Below are 21,173 nucleotides of genomic sequence, written 5' to 3'. Positions count from 1 at the left end.
GGAACCGCCTCCTCCGCTGGCCCGCTTGTCCGCTCGTCCGCTTGTCCGCTTGTCCGCTCGTACGGGCCGCCTCGCCCCCGTCGGAATGCCACGCCTCGCGGCTACTGGAGACCGGCCTCCCTGCAGGCCGCCTCGTAGGTCGGGGTGCAGATCTCCTCGACGGTGTACAGCCCGTCCTTGACGACCGTGTCCTTGATGTTGTCCTTGGTGACCACGACCGGTGTCAGCAGGGTGGCGGGGACCTTCTGGCCGCTGCCGCTGGTGACGGTGGTGGGCGTCAGCGACTTGGGCAGCTCCTTGCCCTCGGCCAGGTTGACCGCCATCGTCGCCGCCGCGTCGGCCTCCGGCTTGTACGGCTTCTCGATCGTGATCGTCTGGGTGCCGAGGAGCAGTCGCTGGATCGCGTCGAGCTGGGCGTCCTGGCCGGTGAGCGGCACGTTCATGCCGGCCGCCTTGAGGGCGGTGGCGATACCGGCGGCAAGGCCGTCGTTGGCCGAGTAGACGCCGACGATGTTCTCCTTGCCGAGCGCGCTGATGGCGCCGGACATCTGCTGGTTGGCGTTGTTGGGGTCCCAGTTCGGGGTGTCGTACTCCTTGCCGATCTTCACCTTGCCGTCGAGGACGGAGTGCGCGCCGGCCTTGAACTCGGCGGCGTTCGGGTCGGTCGGCGAGCCGTTGTGCATCACGATCTGGCCGGTCCTGGCCTTGTCGCCGATCGCGGCGAGGAGCGCCTGGCCCTGCAACTCGCCGACCTTGCGGTTGTCGTAACTCACGTAGGCGTCGACGGGGCCCTGGGCGAGGCGGTCGTACGCGACGACCTTCACGCCGGCGTCATGGGCCTTCTGTACGGAGGACTGGATCGACTTGGCGTCGACGGCGTCCAGGATGAGCACCTTGTCGCCCTTGGCGAGGGCGGTGTTCACCTGCTGTTGCTGGGTGGTCGCGCTCTCGGCGGCGTTGTAGTAGTCGATCTGGGCGTCCGGTGCCAGTTCCTTGATCTTGGCCTCGATGTAGGGCCGGTCGAATTTCTCGTACCGCGTGGTCTTGCTCTCCGGCAGCAGCAGACCGATCTTCACCTCGCCCTGCGCCGCGCTGTCCGCGCCGGGCTGCGCCGCGCCGCCGGTCGCGACCGCTCCCAGGGAGAGCGCTACGGCTCCGGCCAGGGCTATCGCGCCCCGCAACATACGGGTCATGGGAGGCTCCTTTCGTGCCGCCCCTTCCCTGCGGCGGGAGGGCGCGGGAGCGAGGATGCGCATGTCGCCTATATATCGACATTAGCCGCAACCGGAGGAGCGGCAAGCGGGTGACGGGGGCCACGCGACGCCGGGCCCGGCATTGGCCGGTTCCAGGCTGCCGCTCACCCCGTGGGACTGCTAGAAACTAGAGATCAATTCTAGTTTGCTGGCGACAGGCGCGAGGAGACTTCGCTCTCGCCCCGCCGGCTCCCACGGGAAGTGACCGCATGCTTCGTCTTCTGCGCGCCCTCGGCCTCGCCGTGCTCCTGGCTGCCACCTCCGTCGTGGCGGTCCCCTCCGCGCAGGCGGACTCCCGCACGGCCGTCGGCGGCGGCACCGGGATCATCTTCCGGATGACCCCGAGCCCGGAAGCGCCCACCGGCTACTTCATCTGCACCCTCACCGCGGTCGGCCGCGACACCGCTGGCAATCTGGTGGCACTGACCAACGCGCACTGCTTCATCGACGAGCAGGGCAACAAGCTGGTCGGGGCGCAGGTCTACCGGGACGTCTCCCCGGCGGGCACCGCCTTCGCGCCCGCACCGATCGCCGACAGCCGCCCCGACCTGGCGACCGGCGCGATCGGCACCGTCACCTACGTCGGCACGCCGAACAACCTCCTCAACACCGGTCCCAAGGGCCTGGACTACGCGGTGATCAAGCTGGACGCGACGAGGGTCGTGCCGACCGACACCGTCGGCGGCGTGACCATCACCTCGATCGGCGCCCCTCCGGCCAACGGCACCCGCATGTGCAAGCAGGGCCACCGCACCGGCCTGACCTGCGGCATGAAGCTGGGCACCAACGGCATCTGGTTCACCCACCTGATCTGGACCGACGGCGGGGACTCCGGCGCTCCCGTGGTCCTCGACCGGACCCTGGTCGGCAACGCCTGGGGCGCCCAGCACAGTTCGCCGATCCAGAGCATCCTCGACGAGATGAACGCCCACGGCGGGGTCGGCGCGGGCTTCCACCTCGCGAGCTGAACGCTTACGCCGGCCGGGTCGAGGCGAGGACGCCGATCTTGTCGATGCGGTGCTCGGGGTTGCCCAGGGCGTCGCGCCAGAAGTTTCCCGCGGCGTCGTCCTCGGGGGTCGCGCAGGTAGAGAGGGTGATCATGGCCCGGGTGGGCTTCTCGCCCGGCTCGCCCGGGACCGCGGCCCGCTGCTCCGCGAGGGAACGGGCGGAGCGGAAGGACGTCGTCCGCGTCTCGACGATCTTGTACACGTACACGGTGTCCCCGGCCGTGACGAAGACGGAGTCGCCCACGTCGACGGAGGGCAGGTCGCGCAGGGGACCGCCGGCGGAGAGCCGGTGGGCGGTCACCAGGTAGTTGCCGACCTCGCCCGGGCCGACTCCGCCCCGCTTCCCGTAGGGGCTCGCGGCCACGCCCCGGTCCTGTATTCGGGTGCCCGCCCGGTCGTCGGTCGTTCCCTCGTACGGCACCACGCGCAGGTCGCTGAGGCCGATCGAGGGTATGGCCAGCTCAGCGGTCCGGGGCTTCTCGTCGGGTTCCGGTTCGGCGGCCGGCGCGGCGGCGGGCACCGCCGTCCCCGGCGGTGTAGGCGTCGGCGTCTGCGTCTGCGTCTGCTTCGGCGCCTCGGAGACGGACATCGACACGGACACGGAGGTCGAGACGTCGGCCGCACTCCGGCTGCCGCTCACCACGGAACAGCCGACGAGCAGGCCGACCGCCACGGCGGCTACGGCGCTGCGAACAACTCGGGCACGGTGCATGGCGTTCCCGAAGGGTCTCGGAGCTCTCGGCCACCGCCTGGGGGAATGTCGGCCCAGGGGGCGTCGACAGTGGCCGCTTCAGCGGCGACAACGACGCGTACCGAGGACGTATTCCCGGCCGGTTCAGCTCGCGCTGATGCGCGGGCCGGTGTATACGTCGTGGCCGACCTCCTCCAGCCACGTGGTCTCCGGCACGCCCTCGCCGATGCCTTCCCACAGGGCGAGGTGCGCCATGAAGCGGTCGGGAGCGGCGCCGTGCCAGTGCTCCTCCCCCGGCGGGGTGTGGATGGTGTCGCCGGGGTGGGCCTCGATGATCCGGCCGTCGCGGGTGCCGATGAGGGCGACGCCGGAGACGATGTGCAGGGTCTGGCCGAGGGCGTGGGAGTGCCAGTGGCTGCGGGCGGCGGGTGCGAAACGGACCAGGTTGGCGCGCAGCCGGGAGGGTTCGCGGCCCGCGTGGAGCACGTCGAACCAGACATCGCCGGTGAACCACTCGTCGGGCGCCTTCGTGGTCGGCTGGGGTTCCAGGATTTCCACGGCGTACCTCCGTACCTCACGCTTCAGGTGCCCCTGTCTTCGATTGTGGCCGCCGCGGGCCCGGCGGGCCTTTCGGCGAGACACCCCACAGCCGGCGGCCCCCTAGGTGGCGCTGACCCCGCTGCGCGCCAGCGCGAACACCCCGAAGACGATCAGGACGACTCCGGCCAGCTGCGGCAGCAGCCACCACTCCGTCCGTACGTGCTCGTCGTACAGCAGGACGCCGAGCACCAGACTCACCGACGCGTCCCCCAGGGTCAGCGCGGGCTGCGAGGCGACCAGCGGCCCGCCCTGCATGGCGTGTTCGAGGAGGAGGATCGCCGCGATGCCGGTCGCGCCGAAGGCGTACGTCTGCCAGGTCGTCAGGAAGGCGCCGACCCCGCGCTCCTCCAGGATGTGCATCGACACCTTCATCAGGGCAGCGGTGAGCGCGTAACAGATCGCCGTCGCGGCTCCGAGGCAACCGGCGCGGGCGCGTCCCGTCGATTTTCTCAGGCCGACCGTGGACAGCGCCACGACCGCGACGCCGCACGCCACGAGCGCCGGAATCCAGTGGTCCAGCGGCACCTGCGTACGGTTCCCGGCGGGCGAGGCGGCCATGAGGGCCACCCCGAGCCCCGCGACCACCGCGGCCACGGCGTACCACAGCCGGGCGGGCAGCCGCCGGCGCGCGAACAGCGACGCGATCAGCAGGGCGAGCGGCAGTTCGAGCACGAAGAGGGGTTGTACGAGCGCCAGCGGCCCGGTCGCCAGGGCCGCCGCCTGCCCGATTCCGGCCGCGATCAGCGCGAGGATGCCGACCAGCCAGATCGGGCGCCGCATCAGGTCGAGGATCAGGCTCGGGCGGAACGAGTCGGACTGACGGACGGTCAGTGTGGCGCGGCGCTGCAGCACCGTGGCGAGCGCGTTGCTCGACGCGGCGAACAGCGCGAACAGGACCGGCAGGACGACACCCATCCCCTGATACTCACGGTCGTCGGCGAAGGGCCTCGTGACGACACCGCCCCCGGACGGGGCTTTGTGCCGCATTCGCCCGTCCGGTCTCCCGGAAGGGCGAATGTCGAGGCTCAGCCGTGGCCCGCCGTCCTCACGGTGGTACGTCGTCGGTCATGCAGCCTGGCACACCACCGCCGGTGGCCCCGTTCCTTCGTACAGCCGCCGCCTACGCGTGGCGGCTGCTCGCCGTCGGGGCGCTCGTCTACAGCCTGTTCGCCCTCCTCGGGCGGTTCCACGAGATCGGCGTGGCGGTGTTCCTCGGTCTGGTGATCACGGCGCTGCTGCGCCCGGTCGCCGATGTGGTCGCCCGCGGCCTGCCCCGCACCCTGGCGGTCGCCCTCACCCTCCTCGGCTGCATCGCGCTCGTCCTCGGTGTCCTCACGCTGGTCGGCGAGGCGGTGGCGGGTGAGCGGGCGACGCTGGTGCGCGAGTTCGGGGTCGGCGTCGACCGGATCGAGCGCCGGCTCGAGCGACCGCCGTTCCGGCTGAATCCGGAGGCGCTCTCCGACGTCCAGGCCAGGATCGGGCAGTGGCTGTCGAGCCACCGCGCCACCCTGGTCAGCCGGGCGCTGAGCGGCGCGAGCGAGCTGGTGTCGGTGCTGACCACGCTCGCCCTCGCGCTGTTCTGCTCGGTGTTCTTCATCCACTCGGGGGACCGTCAGTGGTCCTGGCTCCAGGAGCAGTTGCCGCGCTCCGTGCGCGGCCGCGTGAAGATCGGCGGGCGCGCGGCCTGGCACACCTTCACCGGTTATACGCACGGCATCGTGCTGGTGGCGGCGACCAACGCGATCCTCGTCGGTCTCGCGCTCTGGCTCCTCGGGGTGCCGCTGGCGGTCCCCCTCGCGCTTCTGGAGTTCATGGCCGCCTTCGTCCCGCTGATCGGCTCCCCCATCGCCCTCGCGGTCGCCGCCGTCGTGGCGCTCGCCTCGCAGGGCCCCCTGGTGGCGGCGATCGTGGTCGGCCTGATCGTGGTCATCGGACAGATCGAGGGTCATGTGCTGCATCCGCTCGTGATGAGCTGGGCCGTGCGGCTGCACCCTCTGGTGGTGGCGATCTCGGTGATCGCGGGCTCGATCGGGGCCGGCATCGTGGGGGCCGTGGTGGCCGTGCCCCTGGTCTCGGTGATCTGGGCGGTCCACCGGGCCCTGCGAGAGGCCCGGCGCGAGGCCCGGCACGAGGCCCGCGGGGCGGCGGCTGGCGGATGAACCGGGCCCGCCCGGTGCGGTGGGCCAGGGTGCCGCTGTGGCGAGTTCCGGTCGACGAGCGGAAGTGGAGGCGACTCCACCGGATCCGGCGAAAGGCCGGTTCACAGGGGTAGCAATCGCTTTCTGCCCCCGGCATGCTGTCGGCCACGCGCCGACCGCCAGGCGCCGGCCCCCAGGAGGTCCCCCGAATGCACCCCTCCCTGCGCGCTACCAGCCACTCCCCCGATCCCGCGGATCACCCCGTCGCCGCGCGTTTCCCCGTCCCCGCCTCCCTGTTGTCCCGCCGCGCCGTGCTGCGCGCCGCCCTCGCCGCCGCCGCTCTCGCCCCGCTCGGGGTGCCGCTCGTCGCGACACCGGCGTACGGCGCCGACGCCTTCGACGCGCTGCGCCTGAAGTGGCGGAACCTCCTCCTCGGCGCGAACTTCTCGCCGACCGCGGAGCCCTTCGCCTCGAAGCTCGCCGCGCTCGGCGAAAGCGCCCGCGATCTGCGCTCCTCGATGGCCCCGGCGAACGGCTCCCTCTGGCCGGACCTGCCCTACGCGGACCCCGAACCGGACACGGACGCCGAGTCGTACACGTACTCCGGCAATCTCAACATCAGTTACAACCGGCTGCGCACCCTCGCCGAGGCGTACGCCCAGCCCGGCACGGGCCTCACCGGCGACACGGCCCTGCGGGCCGAGATCCTCACCGGCCTCGACCACCTCCACGACCAGGCGTACAACGCGAGCCAGGCCCGCTACGGCAACTGGTACAGCTGGCAGATCGGCATCCCGCAGGCGCTGCTCGACATCGACGTCCTCCTGTACGACTTTCTCGGCGCGACCCGGATCGCCGAACACTGCGCCGCCGTCGACCACTTCGTCCCCGACAGCGCCGTCGCGAACTACTCCGGCACCTCCACCGGAGCCAACCGGGTCGACCTGTGCCGGGTCCTCGCGCTGCGCGGTGTCGTCGGCAGGTCCGCCGCGAAACTGGCCCTCGCCCGTGACGCGCTCTCGCCGGTCTTCCCGTACGTCACGGCCGGCGACGGGCTCTACGCCGACGGCAGCTTCATCCAGCACACCTACGTCCCTTACGCCGGCTCGTACGGCGCCGTCATGCTCGGCGGTCTCTCCCTCCTCTTCGCCCTGCTCAAGGGCTCGACGTGGGAGGTCACGGACAGCGGCCGGCAGGTCGTGTTCGACTCCGTGGAGAAGGCGTACGCGCCCTTCCTCTTCAACGGTCTCGCCATGGACGCCGTCTCCGGACGGGCGATCAGCCGCGGCGTACAGAAGACGGACACCAGGGGCGTCCGCCAGGACGACCACCTGCGCGGCCACTTGATCATCGCCTGCGTCGCGCTTCTCGCGCAGAGCGCCTCGGCCGCGGAGAAGACCCGCTGGGACGGCCTGGTCAAGGGCTGGATCGCCCGCGACTACTACAGCCCGCTGCTCGCCAGTCCCGCGCTCGGCGTCGCCGCGCTCGCCCGCCTCAAGGCCGTCGACGACGGTGCGACGGCGGCGAGCCCCGAGCCGTCCGGCCACCGCCTCTTCTCCGGCATGGACCGGGCCGTGCACCGCCGCGCCGGCTGGGCGGCCTCGCTCTCCATGGCGTCGAACCGGATCACGTACTACGAGAACGGCAACGGCGAGAACCTGCGCGCCTGGCACAGCGGCTCGGGAATGCTCTACTGGTGGGGCGACACCTTCGCCAACGGGCAGTACAGCGACGACTTCTGGCCCACGGTCGACCCCTATCGGCTGCCCGGCACCACCGCCTCCCGCAAGCTGCTCGCCGACGGCGAGGGCGGCACCTGGGGCGCGGCCCGGCCCGACGTACGCTGGGTCGGCGGAACGACCGACGGCACGTACGCGGCCGTCGGCCAGTACCTCAAGGGCCTGTCCTCCACGCTCCTCGCCAAGAAGTCCTGGTTCTTCCTCGACGACGCCGTCGTCTGCCTCGGCGCCGGCATCCACGGCCGCGACGGCACGGGCGTCGAATCGGTCGTCGAGAACCGCAACCTCGGTGCGACCGGCGGCCACGCCTTCACCGTCGACGGCACCGCCCAGCCCACCACACTCGGCTGGAGCGCCACCCTCACCGGGGCGCGCTGGGCCCACCTCGCCGGACACGCCGGGTACGTCTTCCCCGGCGGCGCGACCGCTCTGAAGGCACTGCGCCAGGCGCGCACGGGCGCCTGGTCCGACATCAACAAGAGTGCCGTGACGGACCCGGTCACCCGCCGGTACCTCACCCTCTGGTTCGACCACGGCACCGATCCGACCTGGGCCACGTACGCGTACGTCGTGATGCCGGGTGCCGGTCAGGCGCAGACGGCCGCGCGCGCCGCCGACACGGGCTGGCTGACCGTCCTCGCCAACACCAACGAGCAGCAGGGCGTACGTGTCGCCTCGCTGGGCCTCACCGGGATCAACTTCTGGCTCGCCGGCACGGTCGGGCAGGTCACGACGACCACCCCCGCCTCCGTGCTGATCCGCGAGTCCGGGACCACCGCGACGGTCTGTGTCTCCCGTCCCCTGCGGGACGGGGCGACGATCGACCTCACCTGGCACCGGCCGGTGTCGGCGGTGCTGTCCAAGGACCCCACGGTCCAGGTGACGGCCACGGGCTCCGCGCTCCAGCTGCGGATCACTCCGGGAACGCTCGCCGCCACGCACAAGGCGGTGGTCCGGCTCGCCTGACGGCCGGGGCACCCCCGGCCCCCGGCCCGGCCCGGCTCGGCTCGGCTCGGGAGGCGGCGTACGTCCCCGGCGCCGGGCCCCGCCCCGTACGTCCCCTGCATATGATCACCAAGGAGGCGGACGACGATGGCGAACGACGACGGCGGAGGCTCGACGACCATGGCGGACCAGCGCGTGTACCTCGTGACCGGCGGCGGGACGGGCATCGGCGCCGCGACCGCCCGGCTGCTGCACGAGGCGGGGCACCATGTGGTGATCTCCGGGCGCCGGCCCGAACCCCTGCGGCTCGTCGCGGAGGAGACCGGGGCCCTGGCCTTCCCGTCCGACATCGGCGACCCCGACGCGGTACGCGCGCTCGTCGACGCGGCCGTCACCGCGCACGGCCGCCTCGACGGGGTCGTCCTCAACGCCGGTATCGGGCGCGGCGGAGGTGTGGGCGAGGTGACGCCCGAGGACTGGGAGACCGTCATGCGGACCAATCTCACCGGCCCGTTCCATCTGCTGCGTGCCGCGCTCCCGCATCTGCTCGACGCCCGTGGCGCGGTGGTCGCGGTCGCCTCGGTGTCCGCGCTGCGCAACGGCGTGGGCAACGCCGCCTACGCCACCTCCAAGGCGGCGCTGCTCCAGCTCTGCCGCTCGCTCGCGGTCGACTACGGGCCGAGGGGTCTGCGCGCCAATACGGTGTGCCCCAGCTGGGTGCGCACCGACATGGCGGACCGCCGGATGGACCGGTTCGCCGAGGAGGCGGGGCTCGGGGAGGGCGGTGTGGAGGCGGCGTACGAGGAGGTCACGCGTGTGCTGCCCGCCGGGCGGCCGGGCGAGCCGCGCGAGGTCGCCGAGGCCGTGGCCTGGCTGCTCTCGCCCGCTTCCTCGTTCGTCAACGGAGCGGTACTCACCGTCGACGGCGGGGCGACCGCGCTCGATCCGGGCACGCTCGCCTTCGACTTCCGGATCGAGCCGCGGACGCCGCACGCCTGACGTGACCCCTGACGTCGGCCGTCCTCGGCCCGGGCCGCCGACGGGTCACGTCGAGGGTTCGTCGTGGTCGGGATGCCAGAGGCAGGAGACGACGACCACCAGCGGCCAGAGGGACTGCATGCACGTGACGAGGCGCTCGGCGACGCCCGCGGCACCGTGGCGGTTCATCTCGATCAGGAACCAGCCCGCACCGAGGCTCATCGCCGTGGTCGCCCCGAGGGCGGGCACGGGCCGGAGTGCCCAAGGTGCGGATGCGCCGTGATCGGCGGCGGCCAGTACCGGCCACAGCGCCAGGAGGGCGAAGCCGATCACGGCGACCGACCCGTGACGCAGGGATCCCCCGCTGCTCGGTGCCGGGAGCAGAGCCACCACGAAGGCCGCGACTCCGCCGCCGGCCAGCGCCACCCGCCCGGCGGGCGCGGCCGGGCGCAGCCCCCAGGCGGTCAGCAGATGACAGACGCCAAGGGCGAAGAACGCTCCGGTCATCACCCAGAACCCGGCGGCGCCGTAGGCCGCCAGAACGCTGATCGTCTGTGTGACGGGGTCGTAGGCGGGGCCTTCGAGCCGCGCCGCGACCGTCCAGCCCGCGACCAGCAGGACAGGGGCACTCCCTGAGGAGATCAAGGCCCATCTGGGTACGGATCGCATCGGCCCACCGTAGAGCGCGCGATCACGTCCCCGGAGGTGCCACGCGCCGGTGGCCCCCGCAGGCGGGGTCGTTGGTTCTGTGTGGCGGCTCCGGCCCAGGGGTTGACCGGAGCCGCCCACAATGCACCCGCGCGAAGCGCGCGGCTGCGCCGTTCAAACACGAGGGCCGTCTGAGGAGGAGGGGGCGACCCTGCGGTGTTCTGTCCGGGCCCGGGGAGGGCACCCTCAGTAAATATCCATACCGTCGAGTAGGCAAGGGAATGAAAATTTTCATGCACCTCGACTCCGTGAAACGGCTCACTCGTCCAGGAAGAAGTGGTGCTGCTCCGCCGCCTGCTCGTACTTCTCCAGCCGGATCTGCGTACGCTCCGGATCCGCGTCGGCCATGGCCTGGAGGATGGCCGCCGACAGCACGCCCGGGGCCGCGTACGAGTCGAAGACGAGCCGTGACCCCGTGCCCGCGGTGAACACCACGTCGGCCTCGTCGACGAGCGGCCCGAGCGCCAGGTCGGTGATCAGCGCGACGCTCAGGCCGGCGTCGCGAGCGGCGCGGACGACGGCGAGGGTCTCGTTGGCATGCCGGGGCATCGCGAAGGCCAGCACCCATGTCCCGCCCGCCTCGCGCGCCTGGAGCAGCGCGTCGTAGGCGACGCTGCCGCCGCGCGTCACCACCCGTACATCGGGGTGGATGCGCCGTGCGGCATACGCGAAGTACTCGGCGAGGGAGACCGAGATCCGCAGGCCGAGGACCGTCAGGGGAACGGAGCGGGCCAGTTCGCGGCCGATGTCGAGGATCCGGTCGGGGTCGGCGAGCACGCGCCGCAGGGACGTCAGGTTCTCGATCTCGGCGTCGACCGCCGACTGGAGTTCGTTACGGAGCCTCTCCTCGCCCCCGGCCGGCGCGCCGGCGACCGCGCTGAGCGCGATGGGCTGAAGGGCCTCCCGGAGGGCGGGGTAGCCGCTGAACCCCAGCGACGAGGCGAACCGCGTCACGGACGGCTGGCTGACGCCCACCCGCTCCGCGAGCTCGGTGATCGACAGGAACGCGGCCTCGGTGAGGTGGTCGATCAGGAACTGGGCGATGCGCCGCTGCGCGGGCGACAGCCGGTGTCCGCCGAACAGCGAACGCACCCGCTCGGCGGGGGAGGCCGCCTCCGTCTCGGCCGAGCGCCTGCCCGGTGTGATCGCCGCCGCCTGTGCGCGCGCCTGCTGGCCAGATGGCACGGGGTGCCTCCTTCTCGTCCCACTGCTGCCCAAGATAGTTCACCGGGTCAGGGCTTCCGTGGGACGAGGTGGCAGTGGGGGGAGCACGCGGACGATCACCGTCGGCGGAACGACGACGGAACACGCTTCAGCGCGAGACGAGTTGGGTGATCCGAGACTGCCGCATCCGGGCGCGGCGCCGGTCCCGTGCCGGCAGGGATCCCCGGCGATCCGGGCGCGGGCCGGTCCGCCGGGCCCCGGCTTGGTCGGCTTCTGACACGTTCGCCCTGAGCACCGCCTTCCAGCAGGTGGGCGGCAGCACCCCGAGCGTCCACCGGGCCTGCGGGAGCGGTGACCCTCATGGCGAGGGCGGGGTGTCGTGACCGGTGAGGTCGAGGAAGCGGTCGGACAGGCCGTGCAGCCACTCGGCGCGTTCGGTGGCGATCTCCTTCAGGCGGGCGTGGTCGCTGCGGGCGACGAGGTGGCCCATGTAGCGCTCGTTGAAACGGGCGTACTCCTGGTGCAGGGTGCGCAGCGCCTGGCCCACCGTCCGTTCGCGGGCGCCGACCATCTGGGCGAGCGGGGCGACGTACTGCTTCCACCGGCCTTCGACGGCCCGGCGGAGCAGCTCGTCGAGCTCGCCGGCCCGGCCGATGACGGCCCGCAGGTCCTCCGGTTCGAGGCCCAGGGCGTCCGCCAGCAGCAGCGTCTGGCGGTCGGTGCCGCTCCAGCGGTGCTCCTTCTCGGCGCGGACATAGTCCCGCACGTCCATGCCGATGCGCTGGGCGAGCCGCTCGGCGGTGAACTGCCGGGCCAGGCGGTGCTCGCGCAGGGATCGGGGCCGCAGATCCATGAGGACCGGTACGGGACACCACAGCGCGCTGGCCAGGGCGAAGAGTTCGAGCTCCGACGGCGCCACCGCCCCCGACTCCCAGGACATGAGGGCCTCCACCGGGCGGTGCAGCCCCAACTGGGCCATGGCGGCGACGACTTGTTCGGGAGGCAGGCCGATACGGAGACGCGCGGCCCGCGCCTGGGCGGGAGAGAACGGGGGGTGGGACACGTGCGGATCACCTCGGTGGGCGGCTCCGCGGAGCGACGGGCTCCGCGGAGCGGGGACGGGTCAGCGGGCCGTGGTGGTCTGCGGCCCCGTCCCGTCGTCGTACGCGGCGAGGCCGTCCCAGTCGATGTCCTCCCGTTTGCGGCGGCCCTCCAGCACGTGGAAGAACAGGTTCAGCAGGACGGCCGTCAGCGTGCCGAGGGTGATTCCGCTACCCAGGACGGCCCGCACCTCGGTGGGCAGGCGCTCGAAGAAGGGCGCGACGGCCGTCGGGAGCATCGCGGCTCCCAGACTGACGGCCAGGATGATGGCGTTGCGCTCCTCCCGCAGGTCGACCTTGGCCAGGATCTGGATGCCCACGGTGGCGACCATGCCGAACATCGCGACGGCCGCGGCGCCGAGCACCGGGTGGGGGACGGAGGCCACCACGGCGCCGGCCTTCGGCACCAGTCCGAGGAGGATCATCAGGATCCCGGCCGCGACCACGACGAACCGGCTGGTGACGCGGGAGATGCGGACCAGACCGATGTTCTCGGCGAACGCCACGTACGGGAAGGAGTTGAAGATGCCGCCGAGCACGGTGGCGAGGCCGTCGGCCCGCAGCGCGCGGCCGACCGTCTCGCCGTCGACCTCCCGGCCGGTGATCTCGCCCATGGCGTACACGTCGCCCGTGGTCTCCACCATCGTGATGAGCATGACGACGATCATCGCCATCATCGGGAAGATCGAGAACTGCGGCAGACCGTAGTGGAACGGGGTGCTGACGCCGACCCAGTCGGCCTGGTCGACGGCACCGAGGTCGACGTCCCCGAGCAGCCAGGCGACGAAGGTTCCGCCGACAAGGCCGAGCAGGACCGCGATGCTGCGCAGGAACGGTCCGCCGAACCGCACCACCAGCAGGATGAAGAGGAGGGTCCCGCCCGCGTACGCGAGGTGGTCGGGGTCGCCGTAGCCGGAGCCGCCGAAGAGCGCCGCGCCGCCGCCGACGTCCTGGAGCGCCACCGGGATGAGGACGATGCCGATGACCGTGAGGAGGGTGCCGGTCACGATCGGGGGGAAGTACGCGGCCAGGCGCCCGGCGAACGGGGCGAGGAGGAAGACCGCGACACCGCCGGTGATGACGGCGCCGTACACCACCAGCAGGCCGGCGGTGCCGCCGCCCGCGCCCTGGCCGATGGCGATCATCGGTGAGACGGCCGTGAAGGTCGCGCCCTGGACGAGCGGCAGCCGGGCGCCGATCCGCCAGAAGCCCCACGCCTGGATGATGGTGGCGATCCCCGCGGTGACCAGGTCGGCGTTGATCAGGTAGACGAGCTCCTGCTGCGAGAGGCCGAGGCTGCTGCCCAGGATCACGGGGACGAGCACCGCACCGGCGTAGAACGCCAGGACGTGCTGGAATCCGTACAGCGCGAGGGTGGGGAGCGGCAGGACCTCGTCCACCGGGTGCACGGCGGTGGGGGGTCGTCTGCGCGAGGCCAGTGGAGCCATCTCTGCCTTGCCTTGAGGGTAGGTGAATGAGAGGAAACGAAGGGGAACGAGGAGGTACGAGGGGGTACGAGAGGGACAGGCGGTACGAGGGGGATACGCGAGGATTCGCGCGACGCCGGAACGCCGGGACATCGAGACATCGGGACGTCGGCGAAGCCCGTACGTCGGGTCGCGCGGAGAGCCTCGAAGGGGGCATCCGGGCGGCCGCGTGGATCAGGCGGCGCACCGGCTGGCGGCACCGGGGTTACCGGTGCGCGGCCAGGCGTCCAGACATGGAGGCGCGAAGGGGGCCGGGGCGAACGGCCCGGGCCGGAGACAGATCCTTGCGGACGCGCATGGCATCACGCAAGGCGTAGGTCCATGTTTCTTGAAGCAAAACCCCTTAGTAACTTACGAATCGATGGCGTGGGGCCACCCATGGTGCGGATTTCGTTGCCGTTTCTGAGGCTGCGTCAGATGCCTCCGCACGTGACTCCGCACGCGGCGGCGCCGACGGAAGACGCCGACCCAACCCCTTGACGGCCGTCGCGCCGCCTCACATACTGACGGCCAAATCGATGGCCAAATCGATTTGGCTCCCCGTCCAGGGCCGGATCGCGGCTGAACCCGAACGTGTCGAACGCCGATCGGAGCTCGAACGTGTCCAGTCCCCGCCAGACCCTTCCCGGTACGGAACAGCCCCCAACGCCGGAGCCCACCGAACCCGCAGCCGTCCATCCCGTGGACGAGTCCCGCCCCTGGGGCCGCATCCTCCTCTTCGGGATCCAGCACGTCCTCGTCATGGCCGCCACGCCGATCTCGGCGATCTTCCTGATGAGCGCCACCCTGCGCCTCGACGCCGGCCTGACGGTCAATCTGCTCTCCGCCGCCTTCGTACTCTCCGGCGTCGGCTCCCTGATCCAGTCGCTGGGCCCCTGGAAGTTCGGGCCCCGGCTGCCGTTCGTGATGCTGCCGGGCGGCGCGCCGCTCATTCTCTTCCTCGCCATCGCCGACCAGCACGGCCTGCGCACGGCCACCGGCGCCGTCATCCTCACCGCCCTCTTCTACTTCCTCGTCCTGCCCGTCTTCTCGCGGCTGCTCGCCTTCTTCCCCGCCCTCGTCATCGGCACGATGATCGTCATCGTCGGCGTCAACCTGGTGAAGGTCGGCGCCGTCCTCGTCACCGGCCGTCCCGGCTCGCCCGGCTTCGCCGACCCCACGAATCTCATGCTCGGCATGGCGACGATCGGGTTCACCATCGTCTTCTACCTGCTGTTCACCGGCGTCCTGCGCCAACTCGCCGTCATGCTCGGCCTCCTGGGAGGCACCGCGCTCGCCGCTCTCCTCGGCCACATGGACTTCGGCCGCGCCGCCGAAGGCGGCCTGGTCAGCCTGCCGGAGGTGCTGCCGTTCGGCTCGCCCCAGTTCAACCTCCTCGCCGCGCTGCCGCTGATGCTCTACTGCCTCGCCTCCATGGCGGAGGCCACCGGTCAGACGGTCATCAACGCCGAGGCCGTGGGCAAGGACATCGACCGGCGCACCACCGTCCCCAAGACCATCCGCGGCGATGCGCTCACCTCCCTCTTCGGCGGATTCTTCGGACTGCCGCTGATGGTGACGAGCGGCGAGAACATCGGCATCGTCCGGGTCACCGGTGTACGCAGCCGTTACGTCACCGCCGCGGCCGGCGTGGTCCTCATCGCCATCGGCTTCCTCGCCCCGGTGACCCGCGCGATCAGCGTCATCCCGTCGGCGGTCATCGGAGGGACCGCCATGGTCGTCTTCGCGGTCATCACCGTGCTCGGAGTGCAGCTGCTCGGCCGCTCCGACCTCGACACCCACACCAACACGTTCATCTGCGCCGTCGCCCTCGCCCTCGGGCTTTTGCCCATCCTGATCCCGGGCGTGTACGCGGGCTTCCCGCCGAACCTCCGCATCCTCCTCGAAAGCGGCGTCGCCGTCGGCGCGTTCGTCGCCGCCGTCCTGAACATCCTCTTCAACCACATGAGGCCGGGCATCGCCGCCCGGCTGGCCACCAGCCGTACGGAAAGCGACCGATGAACCAGCGCACCCGCGAACTCCTGGACGGGCCAGGCCCGTTCCTCCTCGAACCGGACGCCGTCCTGCTGCCGGAAGGGCCCGCCGACGGATGGGCGGTCGTCGTCGCCGACGGCTCGTTCCGCGCCGTGGGCCCCGCGGCGGAGCTCCGCCGCGCCCACCCGCACCTGGAAGGCGTACGGCTGGCGGGACACCTCCTGATGCCCGGCTTCGTCGACGCCCACCACCACCTCACACAGAGCTTCGGCTCCGCCCTCGCCTTCGGGGAGCCGTCGGAGATCTTCCGGCGGGTGTGGGTACCGCTCGAGGGCGCGCTGGACGAGGAATCGGCTTACACGGCGGCCAAGTTGGCGTCCCTCGAAGCCCTGCGGGGCGGCTTCACGACGGTCGCCGACGCGGGCACCCGCGCCGACGTGGACGTCGAGGTCGTCGCCTCCGCCGCCCGCGACGCCGGAATCCGCTGCGTTCTCGGACTCGTCTGCAACGACGCCGACGACGGCGCCGAGACCACCGGCGCCGACGCCGAGGGCGGCGATCCCGCCGTCCTCGACCGCGCGGAGAAGCACCTCGCACGCTACGAGGGCGACCCGCTCGTCCACGCCTCCCTCGCCGTCTCCATCCCCGAGGCGGCGAGGCCCTCGACCCTGGGGCGCGTCGCCCGGCTCGCCGCCGAGGCGGGAGCCACCGTGCAGATCCATGTCAACGAGCACCTGGCCGGTGTCGAACGCTCCCTGCTCCGGCACGGCCTGCGCCCGCTCGAACACCTCCACCACATAGGGGCGTTGGGCCTCCAGCTGCTCGCCGCTCACGCCACCCTCCTCACACCGCGCGAGCTGACCCTGCTCGCCGACACCGGGACCGCCGTCAGCTACAACCCGGTGGCCAGCGCGTGGAAGGGCAACGCCGTCGCTCCCGCCCTGGCCATGGCCGAGCGCGGCATCCGCTTCGGCCTCGGCACCGACGGCACCCGGGGCGACGGATTCCGCCTCGCCGAGGCGGCCGAATTCGCCCAGCGGATCGCGTACGGCCTCGCCACCGGCGACTCGTCGTGCGGCGCCGGCTGGACCTGGCTGGAGCACGCCACCCGCGGCGGCGCCGACGCCGTCGGCCTCCGTGGCCGGACCGGCGCCGTCGCCGAGGGCCTGGCGGCCGACTTCCTCCTCGTCGACGTCACCACCCCCGAACTGGCGCTCTCCTGGGACGTGCCCTGGGAGCTGGTACGACGCGGCAACCGGGACCAGATCACCGCCGTGTTCGTCGGCGGCCGGATGCGCCTGTGGCGCGGCCTGCCCACCGACTGGGACGGCCCCGCGCTCGTCCGCCGGGCGGCCGAACTGGCCCGCGCCGCCGTGGCCCGCGCCCCCATCACGCGCACCCACCCGACGTCCACGGCGGCACGGCTGAGGAGCACCGCGCCGTGAGCACCGAGACGCTGGCCGTCCTCGCCCTCACCGTGGCCGTCGCCGCGTTCGTCCAGGGCAGCAGCGGTCTCGGCTTCGCGCTGATCGTCGCGCCCGTGGCCGGGATCCTGGACCCCGGTCTGCTCCCCGTCTTCGTACTGGCGGCGATGATCCCGCTCAACATGTACGTCGCCTGGCGCGAACGGGCCTCGCTCGATCTGCGGGGGGCCGGATGGATCACCGCCGCCCGGCTCGCCGCGACCCCCGGCGGTCTCGCGCTGCTCTGGCTGATCCCGGACCGCAGCCTCGGCCTCTTCGTGGGCATCGCCACCGTCCTGGCGGCGGTCGTGAGTCTGGCCGCGCCGGCGTTCAGCCCCGGCCGGGCCGCCTACCTCGGCGCGGGCCTGGTGACCGGTCTCACGGAGACGGCCACCGGCGTCGGCGGTCCGCCGCTCGCGCTGGTCTACCAGCACCGGCCACCGGCCGAGCTGCGCTCCACCGTCGCCGTCTGCTTCCTCGTCGGCGAAATCGCCTCCCTGGCACTGCTGTTCGCCACGGGCGAGGGGCAACCGGCGGACCTGGGCTGGGCGTTGGCACTGCTTCCGGCGATCGCGGTCGGCGCGTGGTCGAGCCGTCTGGTGCGCCACCGGCTGAACGCGTCCAGGATGCGTCTGTTCGTGCTCGGGTTCGCGCTGGTCTCCGGGATCGTCCTCATGCTCGGGGTGTGACCCGCAGCGACGAGGCGCGCGGGATCACCCGGGGCGCGGGCGACGTGACCACCGCGCCGGTGGTCACGTCGCCGCGCAGCTGTCCGAGGAGCAGCTCCACCGCGTCGGCCGCCGCCCGGTCGAGATGGAGGTCGACGGCCGTGAGCGGCGGCTCGCACGTACGGGCGCGCAGTCCGTCGTACCGGGTGACGACCATGATGTCGTCCGGTACGGCGCGTCCGCTGTCCTTGATCGCCCGGACCGCTCCGACGGCGAAGGCGTCCACCAACGCGCACACGGCGTCGATCCCGGGGTGCCGGGCGAGCAGTTCCGCGCAGCTCTCGTACCCCGCCTCTTCGCCGCCCGCCTCGGGGGCGGTCGCGACGATCGGCGTCCAGCCGTGCTCCGCGGCGAGCCGCTCGTACGCGGCGCGCGCGTCGACGGCCGCGTGGCGCTCCCCGGATCCGATGATGAGGGCCGGCCGTCGGGCGCCCTGCTCGTGCAGGTGGGCGAGGAGCAGCTCGGCGACGAGCTCACCGCGCAGATCGATGTACGGAGCCGCCTCGTCGGGCGAGACGGGCCTGCCGAGCGCCACGTAGGGCAGCCCGCGCTCCTTCAGATGGGCCACCGCCACGTCGTTCACATCGGGCTCCACGACGAGGGCCCCGTCGATGTCGACGGAGTGCAGACCCGAACCGGACTGCACGGGGGGTACGAGCACGAGCGCGTAGCCGTGCAGCAGCGCGCTCTCGGCGGCGGCGGCCGCGATCTCCATGTAGAACCCGAGCCGGGAAGGCCCCGCGGCCACCGCGAACGGCATGGAGGAGGCGAGCGCGATGGCCTTGGCCTCCCCTCGCCGCAGCCGCTGGGCCCGCAGGTTGGGCCGGTACCCCAGCTCGGCGGCGATCACCTTGATGCGCTCCCGGGTCCGGGGGTCGACCTTGCCGAGCCCGTTGAGCGCGTGCGAGACCGTGGTGCGCGACACGCCGGCGGCCGTGGCGACATCGGCGATCGTCGGTGGTCTCGAGCCGGCCCCGGGAGTGGCCATCTCCGTCGCTCCTCACGCACTCGGAACAGGTGACACCCCCATCTTCGCCGACCCGGGCGGCGGCCACGTCACCCGGTCCGGCCGGTGAGTACGGGCGGCCGCGCCGATGGGTCCGTACTCCTGCCGCCGGCCGGTTCCCGGCCCGGTCCGCCGCGTGCGGGTCCGGGGCCGGCCTCGCCCTGGCGGGCTCCGTCCCGCCAGTGCCCACCCTCACTTGCGGCCGACGCCCGCGTACATCGCGACATCGGCGGCGGGCGTCTCCGGTCGCCACGCGGAGCACGAGACCACGCCGGGCTCGAGCAGCTCCAGGCCGTCGAAGTAGCGTGCGACGGCGGCAGGGGTCCGCTGTGTGAGTTTCGGGGTGCCGTGCTCGTTCCAGAACGCCACGGCAGCGTCGACATCCGGCATGTCCGGGTGAGTCACGGTATGGGACAGGACGAGGTGGCTGCCGGGCGCGAGCGCGTCCATGAGCCGACGCACGATCCCGTACGACTCCTCGTCGTCCTCGATGAAGATGACGACCCCGAGCAGGATGAGCGCGACCGGCTGCGAAAGGTCGAGCGTCTTCGCCGCGGCGGCGAGGATCGTGTCGACGTCCCGCAGATCGGCGTCCAGGTAGTCTGTGCGGCCCTCGGGCGTGCCGACCAGCAGCGCCCGGGCGTGTGCCAGGACGAGCGGGTCGTTGTCGACGTAGACGACACGGGCGTCGGGGGCGACGCGCTGGGCGACCTCGTGGGTGTTGTCGGCGCTCGGCAGCCCCGTCCCGATGTCCAGGAACTGCCGGATGCCCTCCTGCTCGGCCAGGTACCGGACCGCCCGCCCCAGGAACAGCCGGTCCGCCTTCGCGTACTCCCCGATCCCGGGATGCAGCTCCCGGATCCGGTCGCCGGCCTCCCGGTCGACTGGGTAGTTGTCCTTCCCGCCGGTCCAGTAGTTCCATATCCGGGCGGTGTGGGGCCGGGACGTGTCGATGCGCGATTCGATGTCGGTCACCGCTTCAACGTAGCGCAGCGGCTGAGCAACTCCGTTACTGCCATGGCTTGTTGCCCCGCCACCCACGTACCGGCCGGCTGGGGCCTAAGCGCGGTCCCGGCCGGCGGACGCGTTCCGTTCCTCCTCGGCGGCAGGTTCCTCCTCGGCGTCCGGCACTCCGGAGGAAGGGAGCAGCTGCGGAATGCCGTCGACGATCGGATAGCGGCGGCGCAGGCGCGGGTTGTAGAGAGCGCCCCCGATCTCGTCGAGGATCAGCGGACCCTTGTCGAGCGGGCAGGCGAGGATCTTCAGCAGCGGGTTGTCAGGCTTCATGGCCGGGTTCCTTCGGAGGTGGGGGTGTCCGCGTCGTGGCGCGGCAGGGTGAGCAGGACCATCAGTGCGAGCACGGTGCCGCCGAGACGCAGTAACAGCCGCAACGAGTCGTCGGGCAGCGGCTCGTCGAATGCGATCGTGCCGCTCACGATGGTGAAGACGCAGGTCACCGTCGAGCACACCGGGACGATCAGTGAGGCCCGGCACCGCTGGAGCGCGGTCTGCGAGAGCACCAGTCCGCTGACCCCTGTCAGCAGGAGGAGGTACGGGTACGGGGAGGCGAGCAGGGCGGGCACGGAGCCCAGCAGGTCCGAGGTGTCCAGACGGCCGGAGACGCCCTTGATGGCGAGCGAGCTGACGCCATAGATCAGGCCGACCGCGACCGCGTAGGCCACTCCTGTGGTCGGCTGCCGATGGCGTCGGCGGGCGCGCCGCTCCGCGGCCGAGTAGAGCAGCAGCCCGGCCGCGAGGGTCGGCACGCACAGCGCCAGCAGGATCCCCGTGGGCGCGCTGCGGCTGATCTCCTCGCTGGTCCCGTAGAGGGAGGCCACCACCATCACCAGCGCCAGGCCGATGACGGCCACCGCGCGCCTCTCACGGCCGGAGGGGCGCTCGCCGAGCACCACCGACGAGAGCACCAGCAGAAGGACGAGGCCGGACAGGAAGAGGCCTTGGGCGGCGGCGATCGGCAGTGTGCGGTAGACGGCGAGCTGCGCGGCGAACCCCAGGGCCAGCGCCAGAGCCCCGCAGATCCACAGGGGCCTGCCGGCCAGAAGGATCAGGGCCCGGCCCGGCTGGGCGGCACTGAGCGGCGGCATGCCGGCCAGCGCACGCTTCTCCAGCACGAAGCCGGTGCTGTACAGGACGTTCGCCACCAGCGCGGCGGCCACACCCCACACCACGGG

19 protein-coding genes are annotated in these 21,173 nt (G+C 72.1%); 7 read left to right on the top strand and 12 right to left on the bottom strand.

Annotated features, from left to right (window positions below; translation table 11 throughout):
- Positions 1 to 101: 101 nt before the first annotated feature.
- A complete protein-coding gene (locus tag ACF06X_RS11625; protein WP_392287053.1) occupies positions 102 to 1,193 on the bottom strand; it encodes a sugar ABC transporter substrate-binding protein in 1,092 nt (363 codons plus the stop codon).
- 269 nt (positions 1,194 to 1,462) lie between these two features.
- On the opposite strand from ACF06X_RS11625, the gene ACF06X_RS11620 reads away from it, so the two are divergent.
- Positions 1,463 to 2,221 carry a trypsin-like peptidase domain-containing protein gene (locus ACF06X_RS11620; protein ID WP_392287052.1) on the top strand — a complete coding sequence of 253 codons (759 nt, stop codon included), beginning with the start codon at positions 1,463 to 1,465 and terminating at the stop codon, positions 2,219 to 2,221.
- A 4-nt stretch (positions 2,222 to 2,225) separates the two neighbouring features.
- On the opposite strand, the gene ACF06X_RS11615 is transcribed toward ACF06X_RS11620, so the two are convergent.
- From ACF06X_RS11615 to ACF06X_RS11605, 3 genes are all read right to left on the bottom strand, one after another.
- Positions 2,226 to 2,972, bottom strand: coding sequence for a class E sortase (locus tag ACF06X_RS11615; protein WP_392287051.1), 747 nt, complete (start codon positions 2,970 to 2,972; stop codon positions 2,226 to 2,228).
- Between the two features lie 123 nt (positions 2,973 to 3,095).
- Positions 3,096 to 3,509 (bottom strand): cupin domain-containing protein, encoded by a 414-nt coding sequence (locus ACF06X_RS11610; protein WP_392287050.1) that lies wholly within the window; start codon positions 3,507 to 3,509, stop codon positions 3,096 to 3,098.
- 102 nt (positions 3,510 to 3,611) lie between these two features.
- The gene (locus ACF06X_RS11605) at positions 3,612 to 4,466 is read right to left on the bottom strand and encodes a DMT family transporter (protein WP_392287049.1); all 855 of its coding nucleotides are present in this window, start codon (positions 4,464 to 4,466) and stop codon (positions 3,612 to 3,614) included.
- A gap of 152 nt (positions 4,467 to 4,618) precedes the next feature.
- Between ACF06X_RS11605 and ACF06X_RS11600 the strand changes: the two genes are divergently transcribed.
- From ACF06X_RS11600 to ACF06X_RS11590, 3 genes are all read left to right on the top strand, one after another.
- Positions 4,619 to 5,710 (top strand): AI-2E family transporter, encoded by a 1,092-nt coding sequence (locus tag ACF06X_RS11600; RefSeq protein ID WP_392287048.1) that lies wholly within the window; start codon positions 4,619 to 4,621, stop codon positions 5,708 to 5,710.
- 188 nt (positions 5,711 to 5,898) lie between these two features.
- Positions 5,899 to 8,394 carry a polysaccharide lyase 8 family protein gene (locus ACF06X_RS11595; protein WP_392287047.1) on the top strand — a complete coding sequence of 832 codons (2,496 nt, stop codon included), beginning with the start codon at positions 5,899 to 5,901 and terminating at the stop codon, positions 8,392 to 8,394.
- A gap of 159 nt (positions 8,395 to 8,553) precedes the next feature.
- Positions 8,554 to 9,372, top strand: coding sequence for an SDR family NAD(P)-dependent oxidoreductase (locus ACF06X_RS11590; RefSeq protein ID WP_392287677.1), 819 nt, complete (start codon positions 8,554 to 8,556; stop codon positions 9,370 to 9,372).
- Between the two features lie 45 nt (positions 9,373 to 9,417).
- On the opposite strand, the gene ACF06X_RS11585 is transcribed toward ACF06X_RS11590, so the two are convergent.
- From ACF06X_RS11585 to ACF06X_RS11570, 4 genes are all read right to left on the bottom strand, one after another.
- Positions 9,418 to 10,020 (bottom strand): DUF998 domain-containing protein, encoded by a 603-nt coding sequence (locus ACF06X_RS11585; RefSeq protein ID WP_392287046.1) that lies wholly within the window; start codon positions 10,018 to 10,020, stop codon positions 9,418 to 9,420.
- Positions 10,021 to 10,317: 297 nt separating this feature from the next.
- On the bottom strand, positions 10,318 to 11,244 hold the full coding sequence (locus ACF06X_RS11580; protein ID WP_392287045.1) for a MurR/RpiR family transcriptional regulator: 927 nt from the start codon (positions 11,242 to 11,244) through the stop codon (positions 10,318 to 10,320).
- Between the two features lie 337 nt (positions 11,245 to 11,581).
- Positions 11,582 to 12,286 carry a transcriptional regulator gene (locus tag ACF06X_RS11575; RefSeq protein ID WP_392287044.1) on the bottom strand — a complete coding sequence of 235 codons (705 nt, stop codon included), beginning with the start codon at positions 12,284 to 12,286 and terminating at the stop codon, positions 11,582 to 11,584.
- A gap of 60 nt (positions 12,287 to 12,346) precedes the next feature.
- Positions 12,347 to 13,771, bottom strand: a complete 1,425-nt coding sequence (locus ACF06X_RS11570; RefSeq protein ID WP_392287043.1) for a nucleobase:cation symporter-2 family protein — start codon at positions 13,769 to 13,771, stop codon at positions 12,347 to 12,349.
- Between the two features lie 639 nt (positions 13,772 to 14,410).
- Here ACF06X_RS11570 and ACF06X_RS11565 point away from each other — a divergent pair.
- From ACF06X_RS11565 to ACF06X_RS11555, 3 genes are read left to right on the top strand one after another with little or no spacing between them, the layout of a single operon-like run.
- A complete protein-coding gene (locus tag ACF06X_RS11565) occupies positions 14,411 to 15,811 on the top strand; it encodes a uracil-xanthine permease family protein (protein ID WP_392287042.1) in 1,401 nt (466 codons plus the stop codon).
- Positions 15,808 to 17,229 (top strand): amidohydrolase family protein, encoded by a 1,422-nt coding sequence (locus tag ACF06X_RS11560; RefSeq protein WP_392287041.1) that lies wholly within the window; start codon positions 15,808 to 15,810, stop codon positions 17,227 to 17,229. Before ACF06X_RS11565 ends, ACF06X_RS11560 begins: the two co-directional genes overlap by 4 nt.
- Complete coding sequence (locus ACF06X_RS11555) at positions 17,226 to 17,936, top strand: TSUP family transporter (protein WP_392287040.1); 711 nt, start codon at positions 17,226 to 17,228, stop codon at positions 17,934 to 17,936. The genes ACF06X_RS11560 and ACF06X_RS11555 overlap by 4 nt, the downstream gene beginning before the upstream one ends.
- Here ACF06X_RS11555 and ACF06X_RS11550 read toward each other — a convergent pair.
- From ACF06X_RS11550 to ACF06X_RS11535, 4 genes are all read right to left on the bottom strand, one after another.
- A complete protein-coding gene (locus tag ACF06X_RS11550; protein WP_392287039.1) occupies positions 17,920 to 18,963 on the bottom strand; it encodes a substrate-binding domain-containing protein in 1,044 nt (347 codons plus the stop codon). The genes ACF06X_RS11555 and ACF06X_RS11550 overlap by 17 nt on opposite strands.
- Positions 18,964 to 19,173: 210 nt before the next feature.
- Entirely contained in the window at positions 19,174 to 19,956 is a 783-nt protein-coding gene (locus ACF06X_RS11545; RefSeq protein ID WP_392287038.1) for an SAM-dependent methyltransferase, read from the bottom strand.
- Between the two features lie 84 nt (positions 19,957 to 20,040).
- On the bottom strand, positions 20,041 to 20,268 hold the full coding sequence (locus tag ACF06X_RS11540) for a Trm112 family protein (protein ID WP_392287037.1): 228 nt from the start codon (positions 20,266 to 20,268) through the stop codon (positions 20,041 to 20,043).
- A complete protein-coding gene (locus tag ACF06X_RS11535) occupies positions 20,265 to 21,170 on the bottom strand; it encodes a DMT family transporter (RefSeq protein WP_392287036.1) in 906 nt (301 codons plus the stop codon). Before ACF06X_RS11535 ends, ACF06X_RS11540 begins: the two co-directional genes overlap by 4 nt.
- Positions 21,171 to 21,173: the final 3 nt, after the last annotated feature.

Source organism: Streptomyces sp. NPDC015346 (assembly GCF_043078785.1).
In the GTDB taxonomy this organism is placed as follows: Bacteria; Actinomycetota; Actinomycetes; order Streptomycetales; family Streptomycetaceae; genus Streptomyces.
This window is presented reverse-complemented; position numbering and strand designations above follow the sequence as displayed.

Coding starts and splice junctions, on each gene's coding strand:
- ACF06X_RS11625 (WP_392287053.1), bottom strand. CDS start 1,193: ATGACCCGTATGTTGCGGGGCGCGATAGCCCTGGCCGGAGCCGTAGCG.
- ACF06X_RS11620 (WP_392287052.1), top strand. CDS start 1,463: ATGCTTCGTCTTCTGCGCGCCCTCGGCCTCGCCGTGCTCCTGGCTGCC.
- ACF06X_RS11615 (WP_392287051.1), bottom strand. CDS start 2,972: ATGCACCGTGCCCGAGTTGTTCGCAGCGCCGTAGCCGCCGTGGCGGTC.
- ACF06X_RS11605 (WP_392287049.1), bottom strand. CDS start 4,466: ATGGGTGTCGTCCTGCCGGTCCTGTTCGCGCTGTTCGCCGCGTCGAGC.
- ACF06X_RS11600 (WP_392287048.1), top strand. CDS start 4,619: ATGCAGCCTGGCACACCACCGCCGGTGGCCCCGTTCCTTCGTACAGCC.
- ACF06X_RS11595 (WP_392287047.1), top strand. CDS start 5,899: ATGCACCCCTCCCTGCGCGCTACCAGCCACTCCCCCGATCCCGCGGAT.
- ACF06X_RS11590 (WP_392287677.1), top strand. CDS start 8,554: ATGGCGGACCAGCGCGTGTACCTCGTGACCGGCGGCGGGACGGGCATC.
- ACF06X_RS11585 (WP_392287046.1), bottom strand. CDS start 10,020: ATGCGATCCGTACCCAGATGGGCCTTGATCTCCTCAGGGAGTGCCCCT.
- ACF06X_RS11570 (WP_392287043.1), bottom strand. CDS start 13,771: ATGGCTCCACTGGCCTCGCGCAGACGACCCCCCACCGCCGTGCACCCG.
- ACF06X_RS11560 (WP_392287041.1), top strand. CDS start 15,808: ATGAACCAGCGCACCCGCGAACTCCTGGACGGGCCAGGCCCGTTCCTC.
- ACF06X_RS11550 (WP_392287039.1), bottom strand. CDS start 18,963: ATGGCCACTCCCGGGGCCGGCTCGAGACCACCGACGATCGCCGATGTC.
- ACF06X_RS11540 (WP_392287037.1), bottom strand. CDS start 20,268: ATGAAGCCTGACAACCCGCTGCTGAAGATCCTCGCCTGCCCGCTCGAC.